Raw genomic sequence first — 16,575 nt, 5'->3', positions numbered from 1 at the left:
TACGCCCCGCAGGGAACAAGGAGTAGAAACACATGAAGACGATCGACGAACTTCTCGCCGACGGCGTTGCCGGAAAGCGGGTCTTCGTCCGCGCCGACCTGAACGTGCCGCTGGCGAACGGTGAGATCACGGACGACGGCCGCATCCGCGCCGTCCAGCCGACCATCGCGAAGCTCGCCGAAGCCGGCGCCCGCGTGGTCGTCGCCTCGCACCTGGGCCGCCCCAAGGGCGCCCCGGACCCGGCCTTCACGCTCGCCCCCGCCGCCAAGCGCCTCGGCGAACTGCTCGGCACCGAGGTCGCGTTCGCCGGCGACACCGTCGGTTCCTCCGCCAAGGAGACCGTCGCGGCCCTCGCCGACGGCCAGGTCGCCGTCATCGAGAACCTGCGCTTCAACGCCGGCGAGACCTCGAAGGACGACGCCGAGCGCGGCGCCTTCGCGGACCAGCTGGCCGAGCTCGCCGACGTCTACGTCGGCGACGGCTTCGGCGCCGTCCACCGCAAGCACGCCTCGGTCTTCGACCTGCCCGCGCGCCTCCCGCACGCGGCCGGGTACCTCATCGCCACCGAGGTCGGCGTCCTGAAGAAGCTCACCGCCGACGTCAAGCGTCCCTACGTGGTCGTCCTCGGCGGCGCCAAGGTCTCCGACAAGCTCGCCGTCATCGACGAGCTGCTCGGCAAGGCCGACCGCATCCTCATCGGCGGCGGCATGGCCTACACCTTCCTCAAGGCCAAGGGCTACGAGGTCGGCATCTCCCTGCTCCAGAAGGACCAGCTGGACAAGGTCACGGAGTACATGGAGCGCGCCGAGAGGACCGGCGTCGAGCTGGTCCTCCCCGTCGACGTCCTGGTCTCCTCCGACTTCCCGGACCTGAAGACCAAGGCCCCGGCCGAGTTCGAGACCGTCGACGCGGACAAGATCCCCGCCGACAAGGAGGGCCTCGACATCGGCCCCAAGACGCGTGAACTGTACGCGTCGAAGATCGCCGACGCCGAGACCGTCTTCTGGAACGGCCCGGTGGGCGTCTTCGAGCACCCCGACTACGCGGGCGGGACCAGCGCCATCGCGCAGGCCCTCCTCGACAGCGACGGCTTCACCGTCGTGGGCGGTGGCGACAGTGCCGCCGCCGTCCGCACCCTGGGCTTCGACGAGAACGCCTTCGGTCACATTTCCACCGGTGGCGGCGCCTCCCTCGAATACCTCGAGGGCAAGACGCTCCCCGGCCTCGCCGCCCTGGAGGGCTGAACCCCCATGACCACGCGTACCCCGCTGATGGCGGGCAACTGGAAGATGAACCTCAACCACCTCGAGGCCATCGCCCACGTCCAGAAGCTCGCCTTCGCCCTCGCCGACAAGGACTACGACGCCGTCGAGGTCGCGGTCCTGCCGCCCTTCGTCGACCTGCGCTCGGTCCAGACCCTCGTCGACGGCGACAAGCTGAAGATCAAGTACGGCGCCCAGGACATCTCGGCGCACGACTCCGGTGCCTACACCGGCGAGATCTCCGGCCCGATGCTCGCCAAGCTGAAGTGCGCGTACGTGGCCGTCGGCCACAGCGAGCGCCGCCAGTACCACGGCGAGGACGACGAGGTCTGCAACGCCAAGGTCAAGGCCGCCTTCAAGCACGGGATCACCCCGATCCTGTGCGTCGGCGAGGGCCTCGACATCCGCAAGGCCGGCCAGCAGGTCCAGTACACGCTGAACCAGATCGACGGCGGCCTCAAGGACCTCCCGGCCGAGCAGGCCGAGTCCATCGTGATCGCCTACGAGCCCGTGTGGGCCATCGGCACCGGCGAGGTCGCCACCCCCGAGGACGCCCAGGAGGTCTGCGGGGCGATCCGCGGCCGTCTCGCGGAGCTGTACTCGCAGGAGCTGGCCGACAAGGTCCGCATCCAGTACGGCGGCTCCGTGAAGGCCGGCAACATCGCGGCGATCATGGCCCAGCCCGACGTCGACGGCGCCCTGGTGGGCGGCGCGGCGCTGGACTCGGACGAGTTCGTCAAGATCGTCCGCTTCCGCGACCAGTGAGTATGCGGTAGGGCCGATCCGTCGTACCCTTGCGGGGCCGGGGGCTGAACCATCAGCCGCCGGCCCCGCGCACTTCCCGCAAAGCCGGAAACCCGCACAGCAAGTAGGCCGGTAAGCCAGAAAGTAGGAATCAGCCGTGATTATGGGGTTCTCGATCGCCCTGATCGTCTTCAGCGCCCTGCTGATGCTGCTCGTGCTGATGCACAAGGGCAAGGGCGGCGGCCTTTCCGACATGTTCGGCGGCGGCATGCAGTCGTCGGTCGGCGGATCCTCCGTCGCCGAGCGCAACCTGGACCGCATCACCGTGGTCATCGGTCTGCTGTGGTTCGCGTGCATCGTCGCCCTCGGCCTGCTGATGAAGTCGAGCAGCTGACCCGTTCCGGCCAACCGGCAGTACGGTGGGCGCCGCCCGGCCTATCATTGAACCTCCGGCGTCCAGGGACGTGGAATCAGTAACTCCGCTCACTGGACGTGCGTTGGGCCTTACGTAGACTTGGGCGCCCGCGGCGGAAATCCCCTCACTCCGCGGCACCATCACGCAGGGAGTTACGACCGTGGCAAGTGGCAACGCGATCCGTGGTAGCCGGGTCGGCGCGGGGCCGATGGGCGAGGCCGAGCGCGGCGAGTCCGCGCCCCGCCTGCGCATCTCCTTCTGGTGCTCGAACGGGCACGAGACGCAGCCGAGCTTCGCCAGTGACGCGCAGGTGCCGGACACCTGGGACTGCCCGCGCTGCGGGTTCCCGGCGGGTCAGGACCGCGACGACCCGCCGGCGCCGCCGCGCACCGAACCGTACAAGACGCACCTCGCCTACGTACGGGAGCGCCGTACGGACGCCGACGGCGAGGCGATCCTCGCGGAGGCGCTCGCCAAGCTCCGCGGCGAGATCTGAGAGCAAGCGGACGGCATGACTCGAGGCCCGGTCGCGCAGGAATCTTCCTCCTGCACGACCGGGCCTCTTTGTGTCGGTTGAGCCGCTTCGGATCCCTTAGGTTGTAGTTGGGCGGGGCACGACAGGACGGAAGAAACGGGTTGATGTCCGAGATGAATGCGGAGCGTACGAAGCTGAACCGGACGCACGAGTGGATGGCACTCGGCAAACACCGGCTGGAGTTCGGACAGACGCATCTGCGGGAGCTGTTCGAGAAGGACCCGGGCCGCGGCACCGCCTACACGCTGCAGGTCGGAGACCTGTACATCGACTACTCGAAGCACCTCGTGACCGACGAGACGCTCGGGCTGCTGCGCGAACTCGCGGCGGTGACGGGCGTGGCCGAGCTGCGCGAGGCCATGTTCCGCGGCGAGAAGATCAACACGACGGAGGACCGGGCGGTCCTGCACACCGCCCTGCGCGCCCCGCGCGACGCCGTCGTCGAGGTGGACGGCGAGAACGTCGTCCCCGGCGTGCACGCCGTCCTGGACAAGATGGCGGCCTTCTCCGAGGAGGTCCGCTCGGGTCGCTGGACCGGCTTCACCGGCCGGCGCATCCGCAACGTCGTCAACGTCGGCATCGGAGGCTCCGACCTCGGCCCCGCGATGGCGTACGAGGCCCTGCGGGCCTTCACCGACCGCGGCCTGACGGTGCGTTTCGTGTCCAACGTGGACGGCGCCGACCTGCACGAGGCCGTGCGCGACCTGGACCCGGCCGAGACGCTGTTCATCATCGCCTCCAAGACCTTCACCACCGTCGAGACCATCACCAACGCCACCTCGGCCCGCGCGTGGCTGCTGGCCGGACTGGGCGGCGACCAGGCGGCCGTGGCACGGCACTTCGTGGCGCTGTCGACCAACGCCGAGAAGGTCGAGGCGTTCGGCATCGACCCGACCAACATGTTCGAGTTCTGGGACTGGGTCGGCGGACGCTACTCCTTCGACTCGGCCATCGGACTCTCGCTGATGATCGCGATCGGCCCGGACGCCTTCCGGGAACTGCTCGGCGGCTTCCACGCCATGGACGAGCACTTCCGCACGGCGCCGCCCGAGGAGAACGCCCCGCTGCTGCTGGGCCTGTTGGGGATCTGGTACGGGGCCTTCTTCGAGGCGCAGTCGCACGCGGTGCTCCCGTACAGCCACTACCTCTCCCGGTTCACCGCGTACCTGCAGCAGCTGGACATGGAGTCCAACGGCAAGTCCGTGGACCGCGACGGCAATCCGGTGGACTGGCAGACCGGACCGGTGGTCTGGGGCACGCCCGGCACCAACGGCCAGCACGCCTACTACCAGTTGATCCACCAGGGCACCCGGCTGATCCCCGCGGACTTCATCGGCTTCGCCAGGCCCGTGGCCGACCTGGAGGCCGGACCGGCGGCCCAGCACGACCTTCTGATGGCGAACTTCTTCGCGCAGACGCAGGCGTTGGCCTTCGGCAAGACGCCCGAGGAGGTACGGGCGGAGGGCGTCCCGGACGCGCTGGTCCCGCACAAGACCTTCAAGGGCAACCACCCGACGACCACCATCCTGGCGGGCGAGCTCACCCCGGCGGTCCTCGGCCAGCTGATCGCGCTGTACGAGCACAAGGTGTTCGTGCAGGGCGCGGTGTGGAACATCGACTCCTTCGACCAGTGGGGCGTGGAGCTCGGCAAGGTCCTCGCCAAGCGGGTCGAACCCGCGCTGAGCCAGGGCGCGGACGTACCGGGGCTGGACGCCTCGACGACGGCCCTGGTCGCCGCGTACCGAGGGCTCCGCGGCAGGAGCTGACCCGATCGGTCGGCCGATCGGTGACGCGTGACGCCGCTGCCCGGCTCTGACGCCGAAGGGCCCGCTCCCCCAAGGGGAGCGGGCCCTTCGCCGTCGACCGGCGTCGGCGTCAGGACGAGGCCGGGGGGTACATCCCGCTCGGGAGCTTGGCCGCGGCCGCGCGGTCGAGGAGCCACAGGGTGCGGAAGAGGCCGCAGGCGGCCGCAGCCGGGGCCTGGACATCGCCCGCGCCGCCGAGCGCGATGGACACCGCGCCCGCCTTGTCCTCGCCGGCCGCCAGCAGCCAGACCTCGCGGGCCGCCCGGATCGCCGGAAGGGTCAGGGAGATACGGGTGGGCGGGGGCTTCGGGGCGCCGTGGACGCCGACCACGGTGCGCTCGGTCTCGCGGGCCGCCGGGTGCTCCGGGAAGAGGGAGGCCACGTGCGTGTCCGGGCCGACGCCGAGCATCAGCACGTCGAAGCGGGGGACCGGGCCGTGGTCCTCGGGACCGGCCGCCTTGGCGAGCTCGGCGGCGTACGCCGCTGCCGCCGCGTCCACGTCGGGCCCGTACGGGCCGTCGGAGGCCGGCATGACGTGCACGCGGGCCGGGTCGACGGCGACGGAGTCCAGGAGGGCCTCGCGGGCCTGGGTGTGGTTGCGCTCGGGGTCGTCGGCGGGGACGTACCGCTCGTCGCCCCACCACAGGTCGAGGCGGGACCAGTCCACGGCGTCCCGCGCGGGGGCCGTCGCCAGGGCGGCGAGGAGTCCGTTGCCGTTGCGGCCGCCGGTGAGGACGACGGACGCAGTGCCGCGGGCGGCCTGAGCGTCGACGATCTTGGTGATGAGCCGGGCGGCTGCGGCCTGGGCCATCAGCTCCTTGTCCCGGTGGACGACGACCTGGGGAGTCGTCATACCCATGTGCTGCCGCCTTCTGTGTGGTTCAGGGTGGGAGTGCGGGTGCCGGTGCCGCTGCGCGGAGCGATCCCCTACCCGCCTTTCACCGTTTCCCGGGGCTCCGCCCCGGACCCCGGTCCTCAAACGCCGGACGGGCTGAAGATTCAGCCTCGCCGGCGTTTGAGGCGCGGAGGTCCGGGGGCGGAGCCCCCGGTTTCGGGAAGGGGCGGGGTGGGGGAAAGCCCCGCAGGGCCCGCTACTTGGCCGCGGCCTTCTTGGCCGGCTTGGCCGCCGGCTTGGGGGCCGCCGCAGCGGGGTCCTCGGCCTTGGCCGGGCCTTCGGCCTTGGCCTCGGCCGGTGCCGGGTTCAGGCGGTCCACGCCGAACTTCAGCGAGGCCTCGTACGTGTTGTCCGGGTCCAGGCGGCGGAGTTCCTCCGCCAGGAGCTCGGCCGTGTCGCGGCGCTTCAGCGCCACCGCACGGTCAGGCTGCCCCGGCATGCACAGCGTGGCCAGCGCCCCGTCCGCCCGGTCCAGGACGATCGCGCCGTCCTTGGTCTCCAGGCGTACGGCCGTCAGACCCGGGCCCGCGGACGGCGTCCGCTTGACCGGGACCTGGAGCCGGTCCGCCAGCCACATGGCCAGCAGTTCGCAGCTCGGGTTCTCGCCCTCGCCCTCGACGGTCGCGGAGGAGACCTGCAGGGCCTGCTGGTCCAGCGCGGCCGCCAGCATCGAACGCCACGGGGTGATCCGCGTCCAGGACAGGTCCGTGTCCCCGGGGGCGTACGCCTCGGCGCGGGCGCCGAGTGCCCCGATCGGGTTCTCGGAGGAGTACGTGTCCGTGATCCGGCGCTGTCCGAGCGCACCCAGCGGATCGCCCGCCAGGTCCGCCGGGGCGCCCTCCGGCCACCAGACGACCACGGGGGCGTCCGGGAGGAGCAACGGGAGAACCACCGACTGGGCGTGGTCGACCAGTTCGCCGTGAAGGCGGAGCACGACCGTCTCGCCGGAGCCGGAGTCCGCCCCGACGCGGATCTCCGCGTCGAGACGGGCACCCTGGCGGCTGCGCGGCGAGCGGCTGACCCGCTTGATGACGACGACGATCCGCGAGGGGTGTTCGTGGGACGCGTCGTTCGCCGACTTGAGAGCGTCGTACGCGTTCTCTTCGTCGGTCACGATCACCAGCGTGAGGACCATGCCGATGGCCGGCGTGCCGATGTCCCGGCGTGCCTGCACCATCGCGGCGTTGATCTTGCTGGAGTTGGTCTCCGTGAGGTCGATCTTCATGGCCGGCGCCAGCTCCGTCCGTCTCGTGCGAGCATCTCGTCCGCCTCGACCGGCCCCCAGGTGCCCGCCGGGTACTGCGCGGGCTTGCCGTGCTTGTCCCAGTACTCCTCGATCGGGTCGAGGATGTTCCAGGACAGTTCGACCTCCTGGTGGCGCGGGAAGAGGTTCGCGTCGCCCAGCAGCACATCGAGGATGAGCCGCTCGTAGGCCTCGGGGCTCGACTCCGTGAAGGACTCGCCGTAGGCGAAGTCCATCGTCACGTCGCGGACCTCCATGGAGGTGCCCGGGACCTTGGAGCCGAAGCGGACCGTGACGCCCTCGTCCGGCTGGACCCGGATGACCAGGGCGTTCTGCCCCAGCTCCTCGGTCGCGCCCGACTCGAACGGGAGGTACGGGGCCCGCTTGAAGACCACCGCGATCTCCGTCACCCGACGGCCCAGGCGCTTGCCCGTCCGCAGGTAGAAGGGGACGCCCGCCCAGCGGCGGTTGTTGATCTCCAGGCGGATGGCCGCGTAGGTGTCGGTCTTCGACTTGGGGTCGATGCCGTCCTCTTCGAGGTACCCGACGACCTTCTCGCCGCCCTGCCACGCGGCCGCGTACTGGCCGCGCACGGTGTGCTTGCCCAGGTCCTCCGGCAGCTGCACCGCCGTCAGCACCTTGAGCTTCTCCGCCACCAGCGCCTTGGGGTGGAAGGAGCCGGGCTCCTCCATCGCGGTCAGCGCGAGCAGCTGGAGCAGGTGGTTCTGGATGACGTCACGGGCCGCGCCGATGCCGTCGTAGTACCCGGCCCGGCCGCCGATGCCGATGTCCTCGGCCATCGTGATCTGGACGTGGTCGACGTACGACCGGTTCCAGATCGGCTCGAACATGGTGTTGGCGAAGCGGAGCGCCAGGATGTTCTGGACGGTCTCCTTGCCGAGGTAGTGGTCGATCCGGAAGACCTCGTCACGCGGGAAGACCTCGTGGACGACCTTGTTGAGTTCCTCGGCGCTCTTCAGGTCGTGGCCGAAGGGCTTCTCGATGACGGCACGCCGCCAGGAACCCTCCTTCTGCGCCAGCCCGTGGTTCTTGAGCTGCTGCACCACCTTGGGGAAGAACTTCGGCGGCACGGACAGGTAGAAGGCGAAGTTGCCTCCCGTGCCCTGCGCCTTGTCGAGGTCGTCGATCGTCGCCTTCAGCGTCTCGAAGGCCGCGTCGTCGTCGAAGTCGCCCTGCACGAACCGGCAGCCCTGCACCAGCTGCTGCCAGACCTCCTCCCGGAAGGGGGTGCGCGAGTGCTGCTTGACGGCCTCGTACACCTCCTGTGCGAAGTCCTCGTGCTCCCATTCGCGGCGGGCGAAGCCGATCAGCGAGAAGCCCGGCGGCAGCAGGCCGCGGTTGGCGAGGTCGTAGACGGCAGGCATCAGCTTCTTGCGCGACAGGTCACCCGTAACGCCGAAAATGACCAGGCCGGACGGCCCCGCGATGCGCGGGAGCCGCCGGTCCTGTGCGTCACGAAGCGGGTTCGCTCCGTTTACAGACAAGGTGTTCAGGCCTCCGTGGGGGCGAGGCGCTCAAGCTCCGCCTCGGTCGACTTCAGCAGGTCGTTCCAGGACGCCTCGAACTTCTCGACGCCCTCGTCTTCCAGCAGCTGAACCACATCGTCGTACGAGATGCCCAGCTTCGCGACCGCGTCGAGCTCGGCACGGGCCTGCTCGTAGGTGCCGCGGACGGTGTCACCGGTGATCCGGCCGTGGTCCGCGGTGGCCTCCAGCGTGGCCTCCGGCATGGTGTTCACCGTGTTCGGGGCGACCAGGTCGTCCACGTACAGGGTGTCCTTGTACGCCGGGTCCTTGACGCCGGTCGAAGCCCACAGCGCGCGCTGCTTGTTGGCGCCGTGCTTCTCCAGGGCGGTCCAGCGGTCCGAGGAGAAGACCTCCTCGTAGGCCTCGTAGGCCAGACGGGCGTTGGCGAGGGCCGCCTTGCCCTTGAGGGCCTTGGCCTCGTCGGTGCCGACGGCGTCCAGGCGCTTGTCGATCTCGGAGTCGACGCGGGACACGAAGAAGGAGGCGACCGAGTGGATCAGGGAGAGGTCCAGGCCGGCGGCCTTGGCCTTCTCCAGACCCGCCAGGTACGCGTCCATGACCTCGCGGTAGCGCTCCAGCGAGAAGATCAGCGTGACGTTGACGCTGATGCCCTTGCCGATGACCTCGGTGATCGCCGGCAGGCCGGCCTTGGTCGCCGGGATCTTGATCAGCGTGTTCGGGCGGTCCACCAGCCAGGCGAGCTGCTTGGCCTCGGCGATCGTCGCCGCCGTCTGGTGGGCCAGACGGGGGTCGACCTCGATCGACACGCGGCCGTCCTGGCCGTCGGTGCGGTCGTAGACCGGGCGCAGGATGTCGGCCGCGTCGCGGACGTCCGCCGTGGTGATCATGCGCAGGGCCTCGTCGACGGTGACCTTGCGGGTGGCGAGGTCGGTGAGCTGCTGCTCGTAGCCCTCGCCGCCGCTGATCGCCTTCTGGAAGATCGCCGGGTTGGTGGTGACACCGACCACGTGCGACTGGTCGATGAGCTCCGCCAGGTTGCCGGACGTGATGCGCTTGCGGGACAGGTCGTCCAGCCAGATCGCCACGCCCTCGTCGGAGAGGCGCTTGAGTGCGTCTGTCATGGGAATTGCATCTCCTACTGGTGTTGTACGGGCGTCAGCGCGCGGCGGCGGCGAGCGAGTCCTTGGCGGCTGCGGTCACTGCCTCGGCGGTGAAGCCGAACTCGCGGAACAGCACCTTCGCGTCCGCCGAGGCACCGAAGTGCTCCAGCGAGACGATCCGGCCGGCGTCACCGACGTAACGGTGCCAGGTCAGGCCGATGCCCGCCTCGACCGCGACCCGCGCCTTCACGGAGGCCGGCAGGACGCTGTCCTTGTACTCCTGGTCCTGCTCCTCGAACCACTCGACCGACGGCATGGAGACGACCCGGGTCGGGATGCCCTCGGCCTGGAGCTGCTCGCGGGCCTCGACGGCCAGGTGCACCTCGGAGCCGGTGCCGATGAGGACGACCTGCGCGTCGCCGCCCTCGGCCTCGAAGAGCACGTACCCGCCCTTGGCGGCGTCCTCGTTGCGCTCGTACGTCGGCACGCCCTGGCGGGTCAGCGCCAGGCCGTGCGGGGCGCCCTTGCCGAACACCTTGGTGTGGCGCGTCAGGATCTCGCGCCAGGCGACGGCGGTCTCGTTCGCATCGGCCGGGCGGACGACGTTCAGGCCCGGGATGGCGCGCAGCGAGGCCAGGTGCTCGACCGGCTGGTGGGTCGGGCCGTCCTCGCCGAGGCCGATGGAGTCGTGCGTCCACACGTAGGTCACCGGCAGGTGCATCAGCGCGGACAGGCGGACCGCGTTGCGCATGTAGTCGGAGAACACCAGGAAGGTGCCGCCGTAGATGCGGGTGTGGCCGTGCAGGGCGATGCCGTTCATGGCCGCGGCCATGGCGTGCTCGCGGATGCCGTAGTGGATGGTGCGGCCGTACGGGTCGGCCTCCGGCAGCGGGTTGCCCACCGGCAGGAACGAGGAGTTCTTGTCGATGGTGGTGTTGTTGGAGCCGGCCAGGTCGGCCGAGCCGCCCCACAGCTCCGGGATGATCGCGCCGAGCGCCTCGAGCACCTTGCCGGAGGCGGCGCGGGTCGCGAGGCCCTTGCCCGCCTCGAAGGAGGGGAGCTTGTCCTCCCAGCCCGCGGGCAGCTCGTTGGCGTTGATGCGGTCGAACGAGGCCGCGTGCTCCGGGTGGGCGGTGCGCCAGGCGGAGAACTCCTTCTCCCACTCGGCGCGGGCCTCGCGTCCGCGGTCACCGAGGGCGCGGGTGTGCGCGATGACCTCGTCGGAGACCTCGAAGGTCTGCTCCGGGTCGAAGCCGAGGACGCGCTTGGTGGCGGCGACCTCGTCGTCGCCGAGGGCCGAGCCGTGCGAGGCCTCGGTGCCCTGGGCGTGCGGGGCGGGCCAGGCGATGATCGAGCGGGCCGCGATGAAGGACGGGCGACCGGTCTCGGCCTTGGCGGCCTGGAGGGCGGCGAACAGCGCCTTCGGGTCGAGGTCGCCGTTGGCCTGCTGCTCGACGCGCTGGACGTGCCAGCCGTACGCCTCGTAGCGCTTCATGGTGTCCTCGGAGACGGCGGTCTCCGTGTCACCCTCGATGGAGATGTGGTTGTCGTCCCACAGGAGCACCAGGTTGCCGAGCTTCTGGTGGCCGGCGAGGGCGGACGCCTCGTGGGAGATGCCCTCCTGGAGGCAGCCGTCACCCGCGATCGCGTAGACCATGTGGTCGAACGGGGAGGTGCCCGCGGCGGCCTGCGGGTCGAACAGACCGCGCTCGTAGCGGGAGGCCATGGCCATGCCCACCGCGTTGGCGATGCCCTGGCCGAGGGGGCCGGTGGTGGTCTCGACGCCGGCCGTGTGGCCGTACTCCGGGTGCCCGGGGGTCTTGGAGCCCCAGGTGCGGAACGCCTTGAGGTCGTCCAGTTCGAGCCCGAACCCGCCGAGGTACAGCTGGGTGTAGAGGGTGAGGGACGAGTGCCCCGCGGAGAGCACGAAACGGTCGCGGCCCACCCACTCGGGGTCGGCCGGGTCGTGCCGCATGACCTTCTGGAAGAGGGTGTACGCGGCGGGGGCCAGGCTCATGGCCGTACCCGGGTGCCCGTTTCCGACCTTCTGGACCGCGTCAGCGGCCAGAACGCGGGCGGTGTCGACGGCCCGCTGGTCCAGTTCGGTCCATTCGAGCTCTGTGGTCGTCGGCTTGGTGCTCACCGTGAGTCAGGGCTCCTCTCCACATGTCTGAATCCCGGTGACGAACGGTGCACCGGCGCGATTCCGAGCCTACCCCCGCAACGGCGTGCAGCTATTCGAGTGCCCACACTCCGTCACCTGTCGTTCACCTCCGTTCGGGCCAACACGACGCGACCCCCGCGCAGGGCGACGTAAGACCAACGTCTAGAGTGGCGTGGTACGTGCAGGCCCTTACGGTGCTTGCTGGTTTCTCTCTCAGGGGTGCGTGTGACGGCCGTCGAATCCCGTCCAGCGGGGGTGCTCGGGACGAGCCCCGGTCACCGGCCGTTCGGGGCCCGGGCCATGGCGTTCGTGGCTTTGACCAAGCCTCGGATCATCGAACTTCTGCTGATCACCACAGTGCCGGTGATGTTCCTGGCGGAGCAGGGCGTGCCCTCGCTGTGGCTGGTCCTCGCGACCTGCTTCGGCGGCTACCTGTCCGCGGGCGGCGCCAACGCGCTGAACATGTACATCGACCGCGACATCGACGCGTTGATGGACCGGACCTCGCAGCGCCCCCTGGTGACCGGCATGGTCAGCCCGAGGGAGTGCCTGGCCTTCGGCATCACCCTCGGCGTGGTCTCCACCCTGTTCTTCGGCCTGCTGATCAACTGGCTGTCGGCGGCGCTGGCGCTCGGCGCGCTCCTCTTCTACGTGGTCGTCTACACGATGCTGCTGAAGCGGCGCACCGCCCAGAACATCGTCTGGGGCGGCATCGCGGGCTGCATGCCGGTGCTGATCGGCTGGTCGGCCGTCAAGAACGAGGTCTCCTGGGCCGCGGTCATCCTCTTCCTCGTCATCTTCTTCTGGACGCCGCCGCACTACTGGCCGCTGTCGATGAAGGTGAAGGACGACTACGCGCGCGTCGGCGTGCCGATGCTGCCGGTGGTGGCCGGGAACAAGGTCGTGGCGCGGCAGATCGTGCTCTACAGCTGGGTGATGGTGGCCGTCTCGCTGCTGCTGACCCCTCTGGGTTACACGGGCTGGTTCTACACCTCGGTCGCGCTGCTCGCGGGCGGCTGGTGGCTGTGGGAGGCGCACGCGCTGCACGCGCGGGCCAAGGCGGGCGTGACGGGCGCGAAGCTCAAGGAGATGCGCCTGTTCCACTGGTCGATCACCTACGTGTCGCTGCTGTTCGTGGCGGTGGCCGTGGATCCCTTCCTCCGTTGATTACTCGCCGGTAGCATGCCCCTCATGGGAGACACCGCAGACATCGCGGACGCCGCAGGCGCCGCGGACAAGAAGCAGGACCGCAAGGCGGCCAGGCTGGCCAAGCAGATCGCAGCCTTCGCCAAGGAGCACGGCGGCGCCGAGGGCCAGCTGGCCCACATCGGCCAGGCCGGCACCCGCATCGTGCTCGTGGGGACCGACGGCGGCTGGGGCGACCTGGTCGCCCCGACCTTCGCCGTGGCGCAGCTGGCCGCGGAGAAGGCCGGTCTGACCCTCCACGACGAGTTCGACGGCGAGTTCGCCGCGCGCGTGAAGACCGGCCCGTACGAGTGGACGCGGATGGCCGGCATCCAGATCGGCGGAGCCGCGAACCCGGCCGCCTGAGCCGGCTCCCGCCGATCCGGTGCCGTCTCGGTCAACAGCGCGAGCAACACCTCACACCCCGCTCACCCGTTAGGACGTGTGGAAGCCCCTTCCTCACGTCCGCAACGGGATGCCCGGATGATCGAAACGCCGCCCCTGGTGGACCAGTACTGCCACGGAGTACTCCGTACGGAGCTGGGCCTGGGCACCTTCGAGGCCCAACTGCTCCCCGCGGCGGGTCCGCCCGCCGCGGGTACCACCTTCTTCGACACCCAGACCGGTTTCGCCGTGCGCCGCTGGTGCGCGCCGCTGCTCGGCCTGGAACCCCACGCCGCCCCCGCCCGCTACCTGGCCCGGCGCCGCGAGCTCGGCGTGGCCGAGTCGGCGCGGCGGCTGCTGCGGGGCTCCGGGGTCACCGCCTACCTGGTCGACTCCGGGGAGCCCGGCGACCTCACCGGGCCCAAGGAACTGGCGCTCGCCGGGGACGCGGAGGCCTTCGAGGCGGTCCGGCTGGAGTTACTGGCCGAGCAGGCCGCCGACACCTCCGGGACGGTGGCCGCCTTCCTCGCCAACCTCGCCGGCGCCGTCCACCACGCGGCCGCCGGGGCCGCCGCCTTCACCTGCGCCGCCGGCCCGGGCCTCGCCGCCGACCCGCCCGGTCCCGGCGAGGTGCGCGGGGCGGCCGGGCGCTGGCTGGAGGCGCGCACGAAGGGCGGAGCCGTACGGGACCCCGTGCTGCTGCGGCACCTGCTGTGGAGCGCGGTCTCCTCGGGGCTGCCGCTCCAGCTGCGTACGGGAGCGGGGGACGAGGCCGCGCTGACCGGCTTCGTACGGGCCACCGAGGGCCTGGGCGCGCGGCTGGTGCTGTTGGGGGAGTACCCGCACCACCGGCTCGCCGCGCGGCTCGCCGCGGCCTTCCCGCACGTCTACGCGGACACCGGCCCGGCCCTCGGGTGGACCGGAGCCGGGGCCGCGACGGTACTGGCGGATCTGCTGGAGGTCGCGCCGTTCGGGAAGCTGATGTTCTCCAGCGGAGCGGGCCGGCTCCCCGAACTGCACGCGGTCCGCGCCCTGGTCTTCCGGGAGGCGCTGGGCCGGGTGCTGGGCGGCTGGGTCGCCGACGGGTCCTGGTCCTGGCGGGACGCCGACCGGGTGGCGGCCATGGTCGCGGCGGGCAATGCCCGCCGCGTGTACCGACTGGACGAAGGGGGCTAGGCCGACTCTCAGACCGTCGAGAGCTGCGGGTCGCCCTGGGCGGGGATCTCCGCCTGCTCCGCGGTCCGCTCGCGCAGGCTCAGCGCGATCCGGACCACCGCGATCCACACCAGGCAGGAGCCGAGCATGTGGATGGCGACCAGGACCTCGGGCACGTGGGTGGCGTACTGCACGTAGCCGATCCCGCCCTGCGCGAGCAGCACGACCAGCAGGTCGCGGGCGCGGGCACGGGTGTCGGCGGGGGCGTCCACGACCCGCAGCGCCAGCCACATCGCCACGGCGAGCGCGCACACGAGCCACGCCGAGATGCCGTGCACGTGCGCGGTGGCCTCCCAGTCGAACGGCATCCGCTTGATCTCGCTCTTGTCACCGGCGTGCGGTCCGGATCCGGTGACGACCGTGCCCGCCGCGATCAGCACGAGGGTGGCGGCGACCAGCGCCCACGACAGCTTGCGCACCGGGCCGGGCACGCGCGGCCGGGGGAGGCCGTCGCCCTCACGGGTGCGCTGCCAGGAGACGGTGGTCACGGCGATCAGGCTGGTGGCGAGCAGGAAGTGTCCGGCGACGCTGTACGGGTTGAGCCCGGTCAGCACGGTGATCCCGCCGAGGACCGCGTTGCCCATCACGAGCGCGAACTGCACCCAGCCGAGCTTCGTCAGGGAGTGCCGCCAGGGCTTGGCCGAGCGTGCCGCGAGGATGAACCAGCCGACGGCCGAGCAGAGCACGTACGTCAGCATCCGGTTGCCGAACTCGATGGCGCCGTGGAAGCCCTGGGCCTGCGTCACGACCAGACTGTCGTCGGTGCACTTGGGCCAGGTGTCACAGCCGAGACCGGATCCGGTCAGCCGCACCGCGCCGCCGGTGACGACGATGAGCACGCTCATGACGAGCGCGGCGGACGCGGCGCGCCGGACGGTCCGAGGTGACGGCGTCCAGCGGCCTGCGATGTATGCGAATGGGTTCAACACGGCCCCTATCGTATGGGCCGACTTGTGCAAACTTTCACGAGGGGGTGGTGTCGGGGCCGACGAGCAACCGGAACCGGGCCCCCGCGGGGTCCCCCTCCTCGTGCCACCACAGGCGGATGAGCCAGTGACCGCCGTCGCCCGGGCAGTCCGCCGAGGCCCTGAAGGCGTGCACCACGTCCGACGCCACCTCCTCGGCCGTCCGGTTCCTGACCTCCGTGGAACCGCGCCACGGGTGATCCAGTTCGTTCCACAGCCCGTCGGCGCCCCGCACCTCCACGCGCCACACCGCGAGCCAGGGCGTGACCTCCAGCATCGTGGCCACCTGCTCGGCGCCCAGCCCCAGCCCGGCCGCGATCTCCTCCTCCGCCACCCCCTGGATCCGGGCGGCCACCACGGCCTGCGGCAGCAGCCGCTCGGGCAGCAGCCCCTGCGTGCGCAGCCGCACCAGCGAGGCGAAGGCCAGGAATCGCAGGCGCAGCTCCAGCTGGCGGCCGATGTGGTCGAGGGCCTCCTCGGCCTCCTCGGACTCCTCCGGGCCGGTGTCCGCGAGCAGGAGCTGCCGGAAGTCCCCCTCCGCGTCCACCGCCCAGGCCACCGCCTCCTCGGTGAGACCCAGCTCCGCGAGGCGGTCCCCGAGGAACACCTTCGCCTGTGCGAGCCCCCGCCGGTTGACCGGATCGCGCTGGTCCAGGCCCGACCACACCTCGACGGCGGCGCGGGTCAGGTCACGGGCGCGCTCGCCGGCGGCCCGTTCCATGGCGCTCGGGCCCTCGGAGGCGGCCGGCCCCAGCGGGTGCCTCGGCAGCCGGGCGCCGTCGCTCAGCGGCCAGGCGAGCCACACCCCGTGGTTGATCAGCCCGCGGGCGTACCAGCGGGCGAAGTCGGGGGAGTACGGCGCGGCGCGCTCGGAGCTCCGCAGCCCCTCCTCGATCGTGGCGAGGGCCCCCGCGCGGTCGCCTTCGGCGAAGCGCAGGGCGGCCCGGTCGGCCAGTCGCAGCCCCAGCAGAGCGGTGCACTGCGGATCGTCGGCGAGCGGGCGCAGGGCCCCGATCAGCTCGTCGAGCAGGCGCTCGCGATCGCCGGGCTCCGCGTGCGCCGCCCCCGAGCGCACCCGTGCCCACTGCTCGTCCAGCCGAAGTACGGCCTCCCGCTGCACCATGTCCGCCCCCCGGCCTCATGTGTGGAGGCGTC

The 16,575-nt window shown here is 71.0% G+C and carries 15 protein-coding genes; 8 read left to right on the top strand and 7 right to left on the bottom strand.

Annotated elements, in window-relative coordinates; all coding sequences use genetic code 11:
* The first annotated feature begins 32 nt into the window (after positions 1–32).
* The 5 genes from ACFYYJ_RS34055 to pgi all read left to right on the top strand — a co-directional run bounded on the left by ACFYYJ_RS34055 (position 33) and on the right by pgi (position 4,722).
* Positions 33–1,244: a phosphoglycerate kinase gene (locus ACFYYJ_RS34055; protein WP_385133355.1), complete on the top strand. Its 1,212-nt coding sequence runs from the start codon at positions 33–35 to the stop codon at positions 1,242–1,244.
* A gap of 6 nt (positions 1,245–1,250) precedes the next feature.
* Positions 1,251–2,027 carry a triose-phosphate isomerase gene (gene tpiA, locus ACFYYJ_RS34050; RefSeq protein ID WP_389138013.1) on the top strand — a complete coding sequence of 259 codons (777 nt, stop codon included), beginning with the start codon at positions 1,251–1,253 and terminating at the stop codon, positions 2,025–2,027.
* 142 nt (positions 2,028–2,169) lie between these two features.
* Positions 2,170–2,400 (top strand): preprotein translocase subunit SecG, encoded by a 231-nt coding sequence (secG, locus tag ACFYYJ_RS34045; protein WP_037792874.1) that lies wholly within the window; start codon positions 2,170–2,172, stop codon positions 2,398–2,400.
* A gap of 181 nt (positions 2,401–2,581) precedes the next feature.
* Complete coding sequence (locus ACFYYJ_RS34040; protein ID WP_386521618.1) at positions 2,582–2,917, top strand: RNA polymerase-binding protein RbpA; 336 nt, start codon at positions 2,582–2,584, stop codon at positions 2,915–2,917.
* Between the two features lie 152 nt (positions 2,918–3,069).
* Positions 3,070–4,722: a glucose-6-phosphate isomerase gene (gene pgi / locus ACFYYJ_RS34035; protein ID WP_385133362.1), complete on the top strand. Its 1,653-nt coding sequence runs from the start codon at positions 3,070–3,072 to the stop codon at positions 4,720–4,722.
* 109 nt (positions 4,723–4,831) lie between these two features.
* Here the strand turns inward: pgi and pgl are convergent, their stop codons facing one another.
* The 5 genes from pgl to tkt all read right to left on the bottom strand — a co-directional run bounded on the left by pgl (position 4,832) and on the right by tkt (position 11,650).
* Positions 4,832–5,614: a 6-phosphogluconolactonase gene (gene pgl, locus ACFYYJ_RS34030; RefSeq protein ID WP_389138032.1), complete on the bottom strand. Its 783-nt coding sequence runs from the start codon at positions 5,612–5,614 to the stop codon at positions 4,832–4,834.
* 238 nt (positions 5,615–5,852) lie between these two features.
* Complete coding sequence (opcA, locus tag ACFYYJ_RS34025) at positions 5,853–6,881, bottom strand: glucose-6-phosphate dehydrogenase assembly protein OpcA (RefSeq protein WP_389138011.1); 1,029 nt, start codon at positions 6,879–6,881, stop codon at positions 5,853–5,855.
* On the bottom strand, positions 6,878–8,404 hold the full coding sequence (gene zwf / locus ACFYYJ_RS34020) for a glucose-6-phosphate dehydrogenase (RefSeq protein WP_376659660.1): 1,527 nt from the start codon (positions 8,402–8,404) through the stop codon (positions 6,878–6,880). The genes opcA and zwf overlap by 4 nt, the downstream gene beginning before the upstream one ends.
* A gap of 5 nt (positions 8,405–8,409) precedes the next feature.
* Positions 8,410–9,528 carry a transaldolase gene (tal, locus tag ACFYYJ_RS34015; RefSeq protein ID WP_385132451.1) on the bottom strand — a complete coding sequence of 373 codons (1,119 nt, stop codon included), beginning with the start codon at positions 9,526–9,528 and terminating at the stop codon, positions 8,410–8,412.
* Positions 9,529–9,562: 34 nt separating this feature from the next.
* On the bottom strand, positions 9,563–11,650 hold the full coding sequence (tkt, locus tag ACFYYJ_RS34010; protein WP_385132454.1) for a transketolase: 2,088 nt from the start codon (positions 11,648–11,650) through the stop codon (positions 9,563–9,565).
* 246 nt (positions 11,651–11,896) lie between these two features.
* On the opposite strand from tkt, the gene ACFYYJ_RS34005 reads away from it, so the two are divergent.
* From ACFYYJ_RS34005 to ACFYYJ_RS33995, 3 genes are all read left to right on the top strand, one after another.
* Positions 11,897–12,838 carry a heme o synthase gene (locus tag ACFYYJ_RS34005; RefSeq protein ID WP_384592011.1) on the top strand — a complete coding sequence of 314 codons (942 nt, stop codon included), beginning with the start codon at positions 11,897–11,899 and terminating at the stop codon, positions 12,836–12,838.
* Between the two features lie 24 nt (positions 12,839–12,862).
* Positions 12,863–13,222 (top strand): hypothetical protein, encoded by a 360-nt coding sequence (locus ACFYYJ_RS34000; RefSeq protein WP_385132457.1) that lies wholly within the window; start codon positions 12,863–12,865, stop codon positions 13,220–13,222.
* A 117-nt stretch (positions 13,223–13,339) separates the two neighbouring features.
* Entirely contained in the window at positions 13,340–14,416 is a 1,077-nt protein-coding gene (locus ACFYYJ_RS33995; protein ID WP_389138007.1) for an amidohydrolase, read from the top strand.
* A gap of 8 nt (positions 14,417–14,424) precedes the next feature.
* Here the strand turns inward: ACFYYJ_RS33995 and ACFYYJ_RS33990 are convergent, their stop codons facing one another.
* Together ACFYYJ_RS33990 and ACFYYJ_RS33985 are read right to left on the bottom strand one after the other, a co-directional pair.
* Positions 14,425–15,414 (bottom strand): heme A synthase, encoded by a 990-nt coding sequence (locus ACFYYJ_RS33990; protein WP_389138005.1) that lies wholly within the window; start codon positions 15,412–15,414, stop codon positions 14,425–14,427.
* Positions 15,415–15,418: 4 nt separating this feature from the next.
* The gene (locus ACFYYJ_RS33985) at positions 15,419–16,543 is read right to left on the bottom strand and encodes a hypothetical protein (RefSeq protein WP_389138003.1); all 1,125 of its coding nucleotides are present in this window, start codon (positions 16,541–16,543) and stop codon (positions 15,419–15,421) included.
* Positions 16,544–16,575: the final 32 nt, after the last annotated feature.

Source organism: Streptomyces sp. NPDC002467, from assembly GCF_042889825.1.
In the GTDB taxonomy this organism is placed as follows: Bacteria; Actinomycetota; Actinomycetes; order Streptomycetales; family Streptomycetaceae; genus Streptomyces.
Note: the sequence above shows the minus strand (reverse complement) of the source record. Positions and strands in the feature narration are given on the sequence as shown.

Coding starts and splice junctions, on each gene's coding strand:
- ACFYYJ_RS34055 (WP_385133355.1), top strand. CDS start 33: ATGAAGACGATCGACGAACTTCTCGCCGACGGCGTTGCCGGAAAGCGG.
- tpiA (WP_389138013.1), top strand. CDS start 1,251: ATGACCACGCGTACCCCGCTGATGGCGGGCAACTGGAAGATGAACCTC.
- secG (WP_037792874.1), top strand. CDS start 2,170: ATGGGGTTCTCGATCGCCCTGATCGTCTTCAGCGCCCTGCTGATGCTG.
- pgi (WP_385133362.1), top strand. CDS start 3,070: ATGAATGCGGAGCGTACGAAGCTGAACCGGACGCACGAGTGGATGGCA.
- pgl (WP_389138032.1), bottom strand. CDS start 5,614: ATGACGACTCCCCAGGTCGTCGTCCACCGGGACAAGGAGCTGATGGCC.
- opcA (WP_389138011.1), bottom strand. CDS start 6,881: ATGAAGATCGACCTCACGGAGACCAACTCCAGCAAGATCAACGCCGCG.
- tal (WP_385132451.1), bottom strand. CDS start 9,528: ATGACAGACGCACTCAAGCGCCTCTCCGACGAGGGCGTGGCGATCTGG.
- ACFYYJ_RS34000 (WP_385132457.1), top strand. CDS start 12,863: ATGGGAGACACCGCAGACATCGCGGACGCCGCAGGCGCCGCGGACAAG.
- ACFYYJ_RS33995 (WP_389138007.1), top strand. CDS start 13,340: ATGATCGAAACGCCGCCCCTGGTGGACCAGTACTGCCACGGAGTACTC.
- ACFYYJ_RS33985 (WP_389138003.1), bottom strand. CDS start 16,543: ATGGTGCAGCGGGAGGCCGTACTTCGGCTGGACGAGCAGTGGGCACGG.